General features: G+C 55.7%; 14 protein-coding genes, 2 pseudogenes and 1 riboswitch. Of the genes and pseudogenes, 3 read left to right on the plus strand and 13 right to left on the minus strand.

Going from position 1 to position 13,838, the window contains the following annotated elements; translation table 11 throughout:
• Window positions 1-344 precede the first annotated feature (344 nt).
• The 3 genes from RTN40_RS15455 (at window position 345) to yegS (ending at window position 2,098) form a co-directional block, all read left to right on the plus strand.
• Window positions 345-860 carry a type VI secretion system amidase effector protein Tae4 gene (locus RTN40_RS15455; protein ID WP_312229237.1) on the plus strand — a complete coding sequence of 172 codons (516 nt, stop codon included), beginning with the start codon at window positions 345-347 and terminating at the stop codon, window positions 858-860.
• Window positions 857-1,099, plus strand: coding sequence for a hypothetical protein (locus RTN40_RS15460; RefSeq protein ID WP_312229238.1), 243 nt, complete (start codon window positions 857-859; stop codon window positions 1,097-1,099). Before RTN40_RS15455 ends, RTN40_RS15460 begins: the two co-directional genes overlap by 4 nt.
• Before the next feature lie 99 nt (window positions 1,100-1,198).
• Complete coding sequence (gene yegS, locus RTN40_RS15465; protein ID WP_312229239.1) at window positions 1,199-2,098, plus strand: lipid kinase YegS; 900 nt, start codon at window positions 1,199-1,201, stop codon at window positions 2,096-2,098.
• A gap of 16 nt (window positions 2,099-2,114) precedes the next feature.
• On the opposite strand, the gene RTN40_RS15470 is transcribed toward yegS, so the two are convergent.
• The 13 genes and pseudogenes from RTN40_RS15470 to RTN40_RS15525 all read right to left on the minus strand — a co-directional run.
• Window positions 2,115-2,888 (minus strand): ABC transporter ATP-binding protein, encoded by a 774-nt coding sequence (locus RTN40_RS15470; RefSeq protein WP_312229240.1) that lies wholly within the window; start codon window positions 2,886-2,888, stop codon window positions 2,115-2,117.
• 10 nt (window positions 2,889-2,898) lie between these two features.
• Window positions 2,899-3,762 (minus strand): ABC transporter ATP-binding protein, encoded by an 864-nt coding sequence (locus tag RTN40_RS15475; protein WP_312229382.1) that lies wholly within the window; start codon window positions 3,760-3,762, stop codon window positions 2,899-2,901.
• On the minus strand, window positions 3,734-4,639 hold the full coding sequence (locus tag RTN40_RS15480; protein ID WP_312229241.1) for an ABC transporter permease: 906 nt from the start codon (window positions 4,637-4,639) through the stop codon (window positions 3,734-3,736). Before RTN40_RS15480 ends, RTN40_RS15475 begins: the two co-directional genes overlap by 29 nt.
• Window positions 4,636-5,673, minus strand: coding sequence for an ABC transporter permease (locus tag RTN40_RS15485; protein WP_312229242.1), 1,038 nt, complete (start codon window positions 5,671-5,673; stop codon window positions 4,636-4,638). Before RTN40_RS15485 ends, RTN40_RS15480 begins: the two co-directional genes overlap by 4 nt.
• Entirely contained in the window at window positions 5,670-7,298 is a 1,629-nt protein-coding gene (locus RTN40_RS15490; RefSeq protein ID WP_312229243.1) for an ABC transporter substrate-binding protein, read from the minus strand. The genes RTN40_RS15485 and RTN40_RS15490 overlap by 4 nt, the downstream gene beginning before the upstream one ends.
• A 36-nt stretch (window positions 7,299-7,334) precedes the next feature.
• Entirely contained in the window at window positions 7,335-8,489 is a 1,155-nt protein-coding gene (locus tag RTN40_RS15495; protein ID WP_312229244.1) for a mandelate racemase family protein, read from the minus strand.
• A gap of 330 nt (window positions 8,490-8,819) precedes the next feature.
• On the minus strand, window positions 8,820-9,872 hold the full coding sequence (gene fbaB, locus RTN40_RS15500; RefSeq protein ID WP_312229245.1) for a class I fructose-bisphosphate aldolase: 1,053 nt from the start codon (window positions 9,870-9,872) through the stop codon (window positions 8,820-8,822).
• A gap of 157 nt (window positions 9,873-10,029) precedes the next feature.
• On the minus strand, window positions 10,030-10,395 hold the full coding sequence (locus RTN40_RS15505; RefSeq protein ID WP_312229246.1) for a hypothetical protein: 366 nt from the start codon (window positions 10,393-10,395) through the stop codon (window positions 10,030-10,032).
• A 123-nt stretch (window positions 10,396-10,518) separates the two neighbouring features.
• The gene (gene thiD / locus RTN40_RS15510; RefSeq protein WP_312229247.1) at window positions 10,519-11,319 is read right to left on the minus strand and encodes a bifunctional hydroxymethylpyrimidine kinase/phosphomethylpyrimidine kinase; all 801 of its coding nucleotides are present in this window, start codon (window positions 11,317-11,319) and stop codon (window positions 10,519-10,521) included.
• Window positions 11,316-12,104, minus strand: a complete 789-nt coding sequence (thiM, locus tag RTN40_RS15515) for a hydroxyethylthiazole kinase (RefSeq protein WP_312229248.1) — start codon at window positions 12,102-12,104, stop codon at window positions 11,316-11,318. Before thiM ends, thiD begins: the two co-directional genes overlap by 4 nt.
• Window positions 12,105-12,136: 32 nt before the next feature.
• A riboswitch (TPP riboswitch) is annotated at window positions 12,137-12,233 on the minus strand.
• A gap of 125 nt (window positions 12,234-12,358) precedes the next feature.
• A pseudogene (locus RTN40_RS21025) lies at window positions 12,359-12,424 on the minus strand (DUF1493 family protein); the annotation flags it as partial.
• A 122-nt stretch (window positions 12,425-12,546) separates the two neighbouring features.
• A complete protein-coding gene (locus RTN40_RS15520; RefSeq protein ID WP_312229249.1) occupies window positions 12,547-13,125 on the minus strand; it encodes a hypothetical protein in 579 nt (192 codons plus the stop codon).
• 371 nt (window positions 13,126-13,496) lie between these two features.
• Window positions 13,497-13,637, minus strand: a pseudogene (locus RTN40_RS15525) (hypothetical protein); the annotation flags it as partial.
• Window positions 13,638-13,838 lie beyond the last annotated feature (201 nt).

Genomic DNA, 13,838 nt, shown 5'->3' on the forward strand with positions numbered 1-13,838 from the left:
CCTATCTTCAAATCAGCTTGCGGTACTCCCACCACACGGCAGATTGCGAAGTTAGCGATACAATCTATCGTTGGGAGGAGAGTCGATTTCAACTAAGGCATACGCAATCTAGCTCCCCATGCGGTTACGGTTACAGCTGAAAGAATATAATCTCCCTTACGCAGGCCTATTTTTTTGTGTGATACCTTTAAACCCCCTACTCACCCAAGTCATTCACGCCTGACTGATAAGATAACCTTATATTATTTGTTGCTTTTTGTTCAAACTCCCGTATCGCTTTTACTTATAGTAGATAACGGCAAGTGATTGTATCTATTAGATGTTTTAGTAACAGGAGATTACCGATGAGTATAACTTTCTCAGCACTTTGGAATGCGCATCCGGAAGTTAATGGGGATGATAATCCCTGTCGGCGGCGTGATGGACATAAAGCGTTTGATGATCAATGTGCCATTAGGCTTGGCACCGCCCTTGCCCGTTGTGGTTACGATGTAACAAAACTTCATGTTCACTTTTGCTGGTTACATCCTAAAAGTGCGGGCCATATTTTACGTGCAGAAGAACTGGCCGATGCGCTTAAACGTACACCAATACCCGGTGTGTTCCCTGCAATAAAAGTTCACGCAGATAATTTTGCAGATGTGCTGGAAAACCGGACCGGTATCATCTTCTTTAAGGATTACTGGCGGCGCGGAAATGAGAGTTTTGCAAACCGCAGCGGTGATCATATAGATTTATGGAATGGCTCTCGTTTAACCTCTTTCTTTAGCTATGCTCGCATACAGTGGGGCCTCAGCGTCGAAGGGTATCTAAGTGATTTTTTCAACTCTAAAGAAGTCTGGTTTTGGAGAGTGTTATGAGAAAGCTAAAAATCTCCATCTGCGCTATCGTCGGTGCCCTCTGCGGTGCTCTTTTGATGTACCTGTTATTGCCAACGATATGTGACTACTTTGTTGGCCCCATCTACGGCGAAGATCAGATGTCGGTTAATGCATCTATCTTTTTTATCGGCACGCCTGTGATGTTTATCATTGGCGCAATCGTTGGGTGGTTCCTGGGTAGGAAGTACATCAAACGTACCGAGCATCGTTCGTGCTAAGCAAGGCCTATTTTTTTTCGTGCCTTTCAGCCTCTTCTTACACGCTCCCGTTCCAGCTAAGATACACTCTTTCCATTCTCTCTAATTCAGGGTGTTAGGATGACCAGCGATCCGTCGAGTTTACTTATTCTGAATGGCAAAAGTGCAGGTGATGACACCCTGCGCGAGGCGGTTACTCTGTTGCGTAACGAAGGTATCGAACTTCACGTCAGGGTCACCTGGGAAAAGGGTGACGCAGCCCGCTACGTCGCGGAGGCCGTGGAGCTTGGGGTTGCCACGGTGATCGCCGGCGGCGGCGATGGCACCATTAACGAGGTCGCCACGGCGCTGGTCAACACCGCGAGCGAAAACGTTCCGGCACTCGGCATTTTACCGCTCGGCACCGCCAACGACTTCGCCACTAGCGCGGGCATACCGGAAACGCTCGATAAAGCCTTGCAGCTGGCAATTATCGGCAAGGCTGTGCCAATAGATGTTGCCCGGGTGAATGGCGAGACCGGGTTTATCAACATGGCTACCGGCGGGTTCGGCACGCGCATTACCACCGAAACGCCGGAGCGGCTGAAGGCTGCGCTGGGCAGCGTGTCCTACGTCATTCACGGCCTGACACGCATGGATACTCTGAAAGCCGACAGCGTAGAGATCCGCGGTGAGAACTTCCAATGGCACGGTGACGCATTGGTGATCGGTATCGGCAACGGCCGCCAGGCGGGCGGCGGACAGCAGCTCTGCCCGAGCGCGCTGATCAACGACGGTCTGTTACAGATACGCATTTTTACCGGCGATGAGATCCTGCCTGCGCTCTTTACCACCCTTATTAATCCGGATGAAAATCCGAACCTGGTAGACGGCGAATCGGCCTGGTTTGAGGTGACCTCCCCTCACGAGATCACCTTCAACCTTGACGGCGAACCGCTGAGCGGGCAGCATTTCCGGATGGAGATCCTGCCCGGCGCATTGCAGTGCCGCCTGCCGCCAGATTGCCCGTTGCTGCGGTAGAGTAGATGCCCTGCGGCTAATAGGCCGCCACCTCCCGCGCCATCTCCCGGCTATACTGCTGACTGGCATTGACCAGCATCCGCGTATAGTCGGTTTTTGCCTGACCGCTCACCAGCTCATCCACCGCCAGCGTCTCGAGGATCTTGCCGTACTGCATCACGGCAATCTTCTGGCACAGGTGGGCGATCACCCCAAGATCGTGGGTCACCATCAGGTAGGTCAGCTTCGACTCCTGATGCAGCTCCGCCAGCAGGTTGAGGATCTCCGCCTGCACCGACACGTCCAGCGCCGAGGTTGGCTCATCCAGCAGCAGCACCTGCGGCTCAAGGATTAATGCCCGGGCGATGGCCACGCGCTGGCGCTGACCACCGGAGAGCTGGTGCGGGAAGCGATCGCGGAAGGCGCGGTTTAGCCCGACCCGATCCAACAGGCGGTTTACCCGCCGGTCCCGGTCGCCAATGCCGTGAATAAGCAGCGGCTCCTCCAGAATATCGCCGATGGTATGCCGCGGATGCAGCGAGCCGTAGGGATCCTGAAACACCATCTGCACCAGCCGGCAGCGCTGCGGATTGAGTCGGTGCTCTAACGGCTGGCCGTTGATAGCCAGCTCGCCGTCCCAGTGGGTAAACAGCCCCGCCAGGCACTTCAGCACCGTGGTTTTACCCGAGCCGGACTCCCCCACCAAGCCGTAGATCTCTCCCGGCTGCACGTTAAAGCTCACGTCATACAGCACCTGGTTACGCTTCTCCCCTTCGCCAAAGGCCAGGTTCAGGTTTTTCACATCGATCATAATGCGCTCCTCACTCGCTAAGCCAGCTGGCCTGGCGCTGCAATACCGGCAGCACAGGACGGCGATGGTGGATCTCCGGCAGGGCGCTGATCAGCCCCTGAGTATAGGGATGCTGGGCGTTATGCAGATCGCGGGCGGCAATCGACTCCACCACCCGTCCAGCGTACATCACCAGCACCCGGTCACAGAAGCTGCGCACCAGGTTGATATCGTGACTGATAAAGATCAGCCCCAGCCCGCGGGACTGGACCAGATCGTCCAGCAGCCCCAGCACCTGTAAACGCACCGAGACGTCGAGCGCAGAGGTAGGCTCGTCGGCGATCACCAGCTCAGGATCGGTGATCAGCATCATGGCGATCATGATGCGCTGGCCCTGCCCGCCGGAAATCTCGTGCGGATAGAGGTTATAGACGCGCTCCGGCTGGCGAATGCGCACCACGTCGAGCATCTCCAACACCTTAGCCTTCGCCTCGGCCTTGCGCCCCGGATGATGGGTCAGCCAGGCCTCGGCAATCTGATCCCCGACGCAGACCACCGGGTTCAGAGAGTATTTAGGGTCCTGCATAATCATTGAGATGCGTTTCCCGCGCACGGTGCGCATCTGCGCCTCGCTGGCGCTGCGCAGATCGATATCGCCGAAGTGCATCCGTTCAGCGGTGATGCGGGCCTTGGCCGGATGCAGGCGCATCAGCGCCCGTCCGACCGTGGATTTACCGGAGCCGGACTCACCGACGATGGCGAGCTTCTCCCGGCCCAGCTGAAAGGAGACGCCGCGCACCGCGTTGGTGACCGCGCGTCCGTTAATAAAATCGACATGGAGATTGCGCACGTCGAGCAGAGGTACGTTATTCGCTGCGAGGATCGAGGATGTCACGTAGGCCATCTCCTAAGAAGTTAAACGCCAGACTGTTGATCAGGATCGCCAGCCCCGGAATAGTCACTACCCACCAGCACTCCATCATGTAGGTGCGGCCGCTGGAGATCATTGCCCCCCACTCCGGCTCCGGCGGCTGCGCGCCAAGGCCGAGGAAGCCCAGCCCGGCAGCGGTCAGGATAATCCCCGCCATGTTCATAGTGATGCGGATGATCACCGACGGCAGGCAGAGCGGTACAATATGCCGCCACAGCACGCGTACCGGTGATGCCCCCTGCAAGCGCACCGCCGAGATAAAGTCGGCCTGGCGTAGGGAGAGGGTTTCAGCCCGCGCCAGACGAGCAATCGGTGGCCAGGCGGTCAGGGTAATGGCGATCACTACATGCTCAAGGCCGGGGCCGAGGGCGGCAACGAATGCCAGAGCCAGCACCAGGCTTGGGAAGGAGATAAAGATATCGGTGACGCGCATCAGCACCATATCAACCTTGCCGCCGAAGTAGCCCGCGCTCACGCCCAGCAGCAGACCCAGCGGCCCGACGGTGACCGACACCAGCAGCACAATGTAGAGCGTAATGCGCGCCCCGTAGACCAGGCGGCTAAAGATATCCCGGCCAAACTCGTCGGTACCAAACCAGTGCTGGGCGTTTGGTGCCTGCAATGCCGCGTTAAGATCCTGCACCAGCGGATTATAGGGGGCGATCCACGGCGCAAAGGCAGCCACCACCAACAGCAGGAAAATAATTCCTCCCCCGATGGCAGTTAGCGGATTGCGGGCCATTTTGCCAATGAAACCGCCGGTGCGGGCCAGGGTACGTTTGAGACGCAGGCGGCTTTCATTTCCGCCACCGGTTACGGGCGTATCCAGAGAGACCGTCATGATTTCGTCCTCGGGTCAAAGAGTTGGTAAAGCATGTCGGAGAGCAGGTTGAGCATCACGAAGATCACCCCCACCAGCAGCACACAGCCCATTACCGCATTCATATCCCCCAGCAGTAGGCTGCCGGTAAGGTATGAGCCAAAGCCCGGCCAGGAGAAGACGGTTTCGATCAGCACCGCGCCCTCCAGCAGCGAGCCGTAGGCCAGCGCCACCACCGTTAGAAGCTGCACGAGGATGTTGCGAAACGCGTGATTCCAGATCACCTGCCGCTCGGTTAAGCCTTTAACCCGGGCGGTGATGATGAACTCCTGAGAGAGCTGAGCCAGCATAAAGCTGCGGGTCATCCGGCTGATGTAGGCCAGGGAGTGGAAGCCGAGCAGCGATGCGGGCAACACCAGGTGATTGATGGCGTTCCAGAACACCTGCCCGTTCCCCGCCAGCAGAGCATCGATGGTAAACAGCCCGGTGCGGCGCGGCACCAGCCCTTCAAGGCCCATATCCAGCCGTCCGGCCCCGCCTACCCAGCCCAGCCAGGCGTAGAACAGCAGCAGGCCCATCATCCCCACCCAGAAGATCGGCGTGGAGTAGCCCGCCAGGCTGATAATGCGTACCACGTAGTCGGAGACCGAGTTGCGGCGCGCCGCCGCCAGCACCCCCAGCGGAATGCCGAGGCCCGCACCGACGATGATCGCCATCGTCGCCAGCTCCAGCGTCGCCGGGAAGACGCGCAGAATATCGTCCGTTACCGGCTTGCCGGTCAGCAGCGCGTTACCAAGATCGCCATGCAGCAGGTTGTTAAAATAGATACCAAACTGGGTCAGGAGTGATTTATCAAACCCCAGTTGCTGGTAGACCTGCTGGTAGGTGCTCTGGTCGGCGTCCGGGCCGACGATCGCCAGCACCGGATCCACCGGCATCACCCGGCCAATAAAGAAGGTCAGCAGCAGCAGGCCGAACAGGGTGATCGCTACCTGGCCGAGCCGGTTTGAGAACCGTCTGGCGCGGGAGCCAGGCGCTAAGATTGCTACACTCATCCTTTGGTTCCTCCGGTATGAATCGGCTCTTTATAAACCTCACGCAGGAAGGTAGTGGCGGAGGGGTGAGACTGGAAATTTTTCACCTCGTTACGCACCACCACCGAATCCACCATCTGGGAGAGCGGCACCAGGGCGGGGATCAGCTGGTCGTAACGGGTCTGGATCTGCTGATAGTCAGCAATCTGTTTTTGCGGATCGCGCTCCAGCAGCGCCCGGTCGATCATCTCGTTGAGCGGCTTATCGTAAAAACCGGTGCGCCAGCCCTGGAAATTGGTCAGCCGCGCCTCGTCGCTGTTGTCCGGGTTGTAGACCAGCGCACGCAGGCTGGAGTGCGGATGCGGCTCCACGCCGCTGCCGCCGCGCCCGACCAGGATGTCAAACTTACGCTCGCGCATCGCGCCGTAGATCTGGTTCCCGGTGCCGGTGATGATTTTGGCGTTAATGCCCGCCTGCATCAGGGTGGACTGCACGGCAATGGCGATATTGAGGAACGGCTGATCCGCCAGCACCCGCAGGGTGGTATCAAAGCCGTTCGGGTAGCCCGCCTCGGCCAGCAGCTTTTTTGCTTTCGCAATGTCCAGCCGGTAGCCAGGGTCTGGCAGCGTGGACGGCATCCCGGCCTTGATCGGGCGCTGGTGCAGCACGCCATAGCCCGGCATCAGCGCCTTATTGATCCCCTGGTAGTCAATCAGGTAGCGCACCGCCTCACGCACCTTCGGATTAGCAAAGTGCGGCTCCTTCATGCTCATCGCCACGTAGTAGACCGTCCCGCGCTGCACCGCCTCAACGGTGACGTCGGGATCCTTACGCAGGGCGTTGATGTCTGACACCGCCATGCTGTTAGCGATATCGAGATCGCCCTTGGCAATCATCAGGCGCAGGGTCTGAGACTCCTGGAAATGACGCAGCACGATGCGGCTCATCTTCGGCTCTTCCCGCCAGTAGCTCGGGTTACGCTTCATACGCAGCACATCTTTTGCCTGCCAGGTCTCGAGCATAAAGGGACCGGAGCCAGCTTCGTTGGTGGTCAGCCAGCGGTTGCCCCAGTCGTTGTTTACCTCGTGGCTCTGCACCGTTTTGCTGTCGAGCACGCCAAGGTTGCCCAGCGCGCCAAGGGAGTAGATCACCAGCTGCGGATCGTTGGCCTTCGGCAGGACGATCTGCACGGTATAGTCATCCGGGGCGCTTACCTGATCGTCAATGTTCTTTTTGCTAAAGCCGTAGGATTTCCACACTGAAGCCTGGGCAAGGTTGAGATGCAGCAGGCGGCGCATCGACCACACCACGTCCTGGGCGGTTAGCGGATTGCCGGAGTGAAACTTTACGTCCTTGCGCAGGTGAAAGGTTAGGGTTTTGCCATCCGGACTGATGGCCCAGGATTCGGCCAGCGCCGGGCGGACGTTGGTGAGCTGGTTGGGATCCAGCTCGACCAGCGAGTCGTAGAGATTAACGACGATGCCGACCACTTCGTTGCCGGTCATCGCCGCCGGATCGAGGCTCAGCAGGTTGTTCATGTTCATGCCGATGATGAGCTGATCCGGCGGCGTGGCCGCCAGCGTCGCCCCACTCCCCATCATCAGCGAGAGCGCCAGCAGGCTAGCCCTCAACACGTTTTTTTTCATGTATACCGCCATAAGGTAAGAGGTTTTTATTATTTGTCAGTCGTGGCTGACGGTATTGGCTTCGATATACGCAAAATTGATGTCTTCGCCGAGGCCGGGACGCTGCGGCAGGTGAACAAAGCCCTCGTCATCCATCGGATCGACAATGCTGTTGAGATAGGCGGCAGGTTCGTCGTAGTCGAGGAACGGGTGCAGCAGTCCGCGTTCATACCAGCGGCAGTTGCGGATCGCCCCGACCACCGCCAGGCTGGCCGCACCGTTGCCATGCACTTCGCAGTCCATGCCAAAAGCTTCCGCAAGGCTGGCGACCTTCAGCGTCGGTGAGATACCGCCTACGCCGTTGGATCCGGCACGCAGGATGTCGCAGGCGCCAGCTTTTACCCAGTCGGCGCGGCTATGGTGCTTGCCGCCCAGGCTCTCCGGCCCAATGATTGGAATAGAGAGGTTCTCTGCCAGCCAGGCGTAGGAAGACATGCTCTCCTCCTCCATTGGCTCTTCAAACCAGGCAAAGTTGAGCTTCTCCAGCTCTTTGCCGATATAGAGCGCCTCGGTACGGCTATACCAGTGGTAGCCGTCGATCATCAGGTCGATATCCGGCCCGACGGCTTCACGCACGGCGGCACAGGCCTTAACGTCCATCTTAGGATTAGGGGCAAACGACACCGGCGGCATCCAGGTGTGCAGCTTGATCGCCTTATAGCCACGGGCGACCAGGGTTTCGGCAAAGGCGGCGTACTCCTCTGGCGTGGATAGTCCACCCGGCAGATCGTCCCCGCACATGGTGCTGCCGTAGGCCGGAACCTTGTCACGGAAACCGCCGAGCAGCTTATAGACCGGGACGTTAAGCTTGCGACCCATCAGATCCCACAGCGCCTGTTCAACAAAGGAGAGCGCCCGCTCGGTGAGCTGATGAGCGCTGCCGCGCTGCCAGTGAACCAGATCCTGCCAAATGCGCTCGCGGTTGAACGGATCCTGGCCCACCATCACCTTGCGGAAGAAGGTGTTCACGACAAAGGGACGCACCACTTCCGACGGCGCAAAAGAGAATCCCTGGCTGCCATCATCAGCGGTGATGGTCAGCATCGCCATCTTAGCCATGCTCTCCGGGCCAGGATGGGAGTGACCTGCGCTATCGGAAACACGACGGGTGGGATACTGAAAAACGGTGACGTTTACAGATTCAATTTTCATTACGGATCCTTGTCTCAGGTGGTCTGCTTCATTTTGAAAAGCTGTTTCAGGTGTAAATGTATGCAGATTTTTTAGCCGATGCCTCAGACAATTTCCGCTAAGCAGCAGGTGATTTTTGGGCAATAGCACAGGGCTGAGTGACACTTTTCACAAAAGAGAGGGGAAATGTGATGCAGATCGGGAGGGAGTTAACTGCGAATTGAAATGGTGTTTCGTTCTGTAGGCCGGGTCGGCATCAGCGCCGCCCGGCATTGCAGCTGTAGCACATTCACGCCCGGTGGCGCTACGCTTACCGGGCCTACTAACCTGTTATTAGTATGTTGTAACTAACTACGCGATGGTCACTTTATTGTCCAGGTAGACATCCTGCACGGCATTTATCAGTTTCACACCGTCGGCCATCGTTTTCTTAAACGCTTTCCGGCCAAGGATCAGCCCCATGCCGCCCGCGCGCTTGTTGATTACTGCGGTACGCACCGCTTCGGTGAGGTCAGCCTCGCCTCCCGATGCGCCGCCGGAGTTGATCAGCCCCGCCCGGCCCATGTAGCAGTTAGCCAGCTGGTAGCGCACCAGGTCGATAGGATTATCGGTGGTGAGTTTGCTATAGACGCGCTCGTCGGTATAACCATACTTGACCGCGTTATAGCCGCCGTTATTTTCCGCCATCTTCTGCTTAACGATATCCGCCCCGATAGTTGCCGCCAGGTGGTTAGCCTGCCCGGTCAGGTCAGCAGAGACGTGATAGTCCACGCCATCCTTTTTAAAATCGGCGTTGCGCAGATAGGCCCATAGCACGGTTACCATTCCCAGCTCATGAGCGCGCTCAAAGGCGCTGGAGATCTCTTCGATCTGGCGGCGCGACTGCTCGGAGCCAAAATAGATTGTCGCCCCCACGGCAACCGCCCCCATATTAAACGCCTGCTCTACGCTGGCGTAGAGCGTCTGGTCAAAGGTATTGGGGTAGCTCAAGGTCTCGTTATGGTTAAGCTTCACAAGGAACGGAATGCGGTGCGCGTAGCGACGCGATACCGAAGCCAGCACGCCATAGGTTGAGGCCACGCAGTTACAGCCCGCTTCAATGGCCAGCTCAACGATGTTTTTCGGATCAAAATATTGCGGGTTAGCGGCGAACGACGCGCCCGCCGAGTGCTCCACGCCCTGGTCAACTGGCAGAATCGACAGGTAGCCGGTTCCTGCCAGACGGCCGGTATTGTAGAGGGTTTGCATGTTACGCAGTACGGCGGGGGGACGGTTATTATCGACCATCACGCGATCGACATAGTCGTGTCCTGGCAGGTAGAGCTGGTCGGCTGGAATGGTCATACAACGATGCTGCAACAGGCTGTCGGCATCTTTGCCAAGCAGCTGCGTAATATCAGTCATGATGAGGCTCCCGTAAGGTTCGCCCGCAGGCGAACGTGGTTAGTCCTGCCCTGAGTTTGCAGGCAGAGTAAGCCTGGTACCGGGGGGCGGATTTTTCCAGCGTGCAGGGAATTTTGGTACTTTTGAATTAATGAAAATTTATCTCTAAACGGCTTCTTTAAGACGCTTTTAAAACGGTTATCCTGCCATTTTCATCGCTGAAAAAGCGAAAGTGATACCAGTCGCCTTCCACTTGATAATTAAATGAGTAGATATAGCCCTTATCAAAGCGTGCTAAAAAGCAGACGCCCGGAGCATGGACACGAATAGGTTCCTCTCCTACAGGGGAATAGGTGGACTTGAAGTTATCTTTAGATGAGGTGAGGTTGTACGCCTCTATCTCTCCATTCTCAGCCGCCGTTAAGCAGATATAGTTTTCATAGTGCTTAGTGCCAATGTGGCCCGTATAGGGGGATGGCCCTTCGCTCGCGCAGGCGCTCAGTAAGAGAGCGACCAACGGTAATAGTAAAGCGTGTAGTTTCATATCATCAGCCCCTTATTACGCGTTGATGCTTCCGAGAGCCTGTGACAATATCTGAGAATAGTTAATTACAGTAAATATTAAATCCCCTTCCGTAAGCCGGAAGGGTTATTTATGTGTCAGCTTTTACCACCAGGCGTGGAAATGGTGCACGGGACCGATGCCCTTCCCTACCTCCAGCGAGTCCGCCTGCGCCAGAGCGTTAGTTAGCCAGGCTTTGGCTTCGGCCAGGGTATCGGCCCAGTTAGCGTGACGCGGGCGCAGCGCCGCCAGCGCCGCCGAGAGCGTACAGCCGGTGCCGTGGGTGTTTTTAGTGGCGATGCGCGGGGCGGTGAAGCGCGTTGCTCCCTCTTGAGTAAAGAGCCAGTCCGGGCTTTCCCCGTCGGTCAGATGGCCGCCCTTCATCAGCACCGCTTCACAGCCGAGGGCCAGCAGCGCCCTTCCCTGCTCATGCATATCCTGCTCATTGCGGGCGTGATCGGCATCCAGTAGTGCCGCCGCCTCCGGCAGGTTAGGCGTGATCAGCGAGACCTGCGGCAGCAGCCGAGTACGTAGGGTAGCGACCGCCGAAGGCGTTAAAAGCGGATCGCCACTTTTTGCCAGCATCACCGTATCCAGCACGATATTCTCTACCCGATAATAGGCCAGCCGCTCGGCCACTGCCTCAATGATATCGGTATCTGCCAGCATACCGATCTTAGTGGTATCGATACGTACATCGCTGAGTACAGAATCCAGCTGTGCGGCGACAAACTCCGGCGTAATACGGTAAACCGACTGCACGCCGAGGGTGTTCTGCGCCACCAGCGCGGTAATGACCGAACAGCCATAGGCTCCGAGGGCGGAGAAGGTTTTCAGATCCGCCTGGATGCCCGCCCCGCCGCTTGGATCGGTTCCGGCAATGGTCAATGCATTAACTCTTTTCATGCTGACGCGCCTCCATCCAGGGTATAGAGAGCATCAAGAAAAGCCGCGACAAAGGATCCGGGACCATGGCTGGCTGCTGCCGCCTCGCCTCCCGCCTGGGCGAACAGGCCGCAGGCCGCGGCGACGTTGACCATCCGCTCGCCGGGCAGCGCACAGCCTGCCGCCACGACCGCCGACAGCGCGCAGCCGGTGCCCACAACACGGGTCATTATCTGCGCACCGCCGATGACCTTCAGCGTGCGGCTGCCATCGGTGATGTAGTCCACCTCTCCCGTTACTGCGACCACGGCTCCGGTTTCCCGTGCCAGTTGCCCGGCCGCCGGAAGCGCCGCGCTGGCTGAGTCAGTGGTATCCACCCCGCGCCCGCCCGCGCTCACGCCCGCAAGGGCCATGATCTCAGAGGCATTACCGCGAATTGCCGCCGGACGGAGAGAGAGGATCTCCCGGCAGAAGCGGGTGCGAAAATCGAGCGCGCCAACGGCCACCGGATCGAGGGTCCAGGGCTTGCCCGCTTCATTAGCGCTGTGGATCGCTGCGCGCATGGCATCGGCGCGATCGGCGGTGAGCGTACCGACGTTAATCAGCAGTGCATCGGCGATAGCGCTGAACTGAGCGGCCTCTTCGTGCTCAATCACCATAGCCGGGGAAGCGCCGAGGGCCAGCAGAACGTTAGCGGTAAAGGTCTGCACAACATCATTGGTCATGCAGTGAACAAGCGGGGAACAGATACGGAATTGCTGTAAAACAGACGCGATATGCGCGTGGCTCAGCAGGTCAGGTTGCATAGTTAGCTCCTGCCCGGCGCGAAGAAGGGACGCCGGCAGGCATCTGACTTCCCTACGCTGGCATTATCCAGATCAGGTGGTACGGGTATTTCTCAGCCTTCACAAAGAAGGGCACCCCGAGTCATGTTGATTACATCTTTGAACTTTTTGCCAGATTAGGGGAAGTGGCTTGTTGATGCAAGCGTGCTTTCGGGGTTGTCGCTTCTTCATACTGTACTTCCCTTTACACAAAAATATTGATAGCAAGACAAATTTTAATCGTTCAACCATTCGCCTGCTTTTGCAGATTCGACCAGCATGCGTATTGTTAGCAGTTTTAGCGGCCGCTGACGATGCCCGTCAGGCTATTACCGGTGGTCGGCTCGACATTTATGTCAGGATACTCGTGGAGAAAATGTTCTCTCCCATCTTCCTTTTCTCATGCAATTGTTTATTAAGATCATTAACTCGTTGTGATCTGGCTTATAAAAATCCCTTGAATTACCGCTCCTTTAAGATAATACTGAACACAGTTCCCCCGTATGTAATCACCCGAGACCTTTGTATCATTACAATACATAACAATATCTTTTTTTGGCTTGTTAGAAAAATAAGAAGATACTTTTTCTTTAGACGCATTTAATAATGGCACATCATTAATGGACACCTCCAACCTATCCTTAAATGCTTTACAGCTTGAATTCCCCGCTGCGATACCTATCGCAGTAAGATTCCCCTGACCCATTTCATTATCCGATATAAACCAATAATTGATACCTTCACTTTTTAGACAAATCCAGGATGCTTGATCATCTTTATTTACAGTAATGCCAGTATGTTTAGCAATATCATCCAGCGTACTAGACTCCATTACATAACTATTCCCCCCTATAATAACATCAGGTATCAGAGACTTATTTGTATCATGTTCATCTGAGTAATTCTCTGTATCCTCATCATAGTACCTTGCCCCAAAACCTTCCATACGGACAGCAAAACAAGCATTACTCAACAGGATTAATATTAACAGAGTATATTTCATATTAATCTTCAACCACTAGAATCTTATCTGAACTATCATTAATTTCTTTACGATACCGAATATCTAAGATAATGCACCCATCAGAAGCATCTCGTGGGTGCTTCCCACTATTGTCATGTATCATAAATCCATCCCTTCCACACATTTGATTCTCGATAAAGGGGGGGTCAAACGCATTGTCATGGCCCGTGTTTTATGATGATAGAAAGCAGGCCCAATAGAGTAAGTACCTCTTGGCAAAGGACCTTTACCACTTACACACTCATTTGCAGAATCATTCCAGTATCCCGGCCTGCCTGAGTATTCAGCATCAAATTTATAAGTACCATTTAGGTAGAATGCGTGTGCCCTAACTTTATATACCCACGGCATTATGTGACCTCCATGCTGTTCCATGAGTCGGAATGAATAATATTCCCGTCCAGGTAGTGCCACGTAATCTTTTCATAGGCCAGGTAGAAAGCCTCAAGATGGTTGTGTTTCTCGTAGCGGGGATTCTTTATATCCATCATAAAGGTTCAACTTGGTTTACCTTTAACAAGGTTGCCCCTATCATCCTTTGGCCATAAATAAACTGGAATTGCCATCCTTTTCCCTCATTTAATATTTCTAATAAAACATTAATTTCAATATCGGCACTAACATTTATAGGATTTTCATGGAAGCCTATTCCTTCCGAAAAGAATATCAATAAATTAATGGTAACAAAATTT

Source organism: Pseudescherichia sp. (genome assembly GCF_031987975.1).
Taxonomy (GTDB): Bacteria; Pseudomonadota; Gammaproteobacteria; order Enterobacterales; family Enterobacteriaceae; genus Pseudescherichia.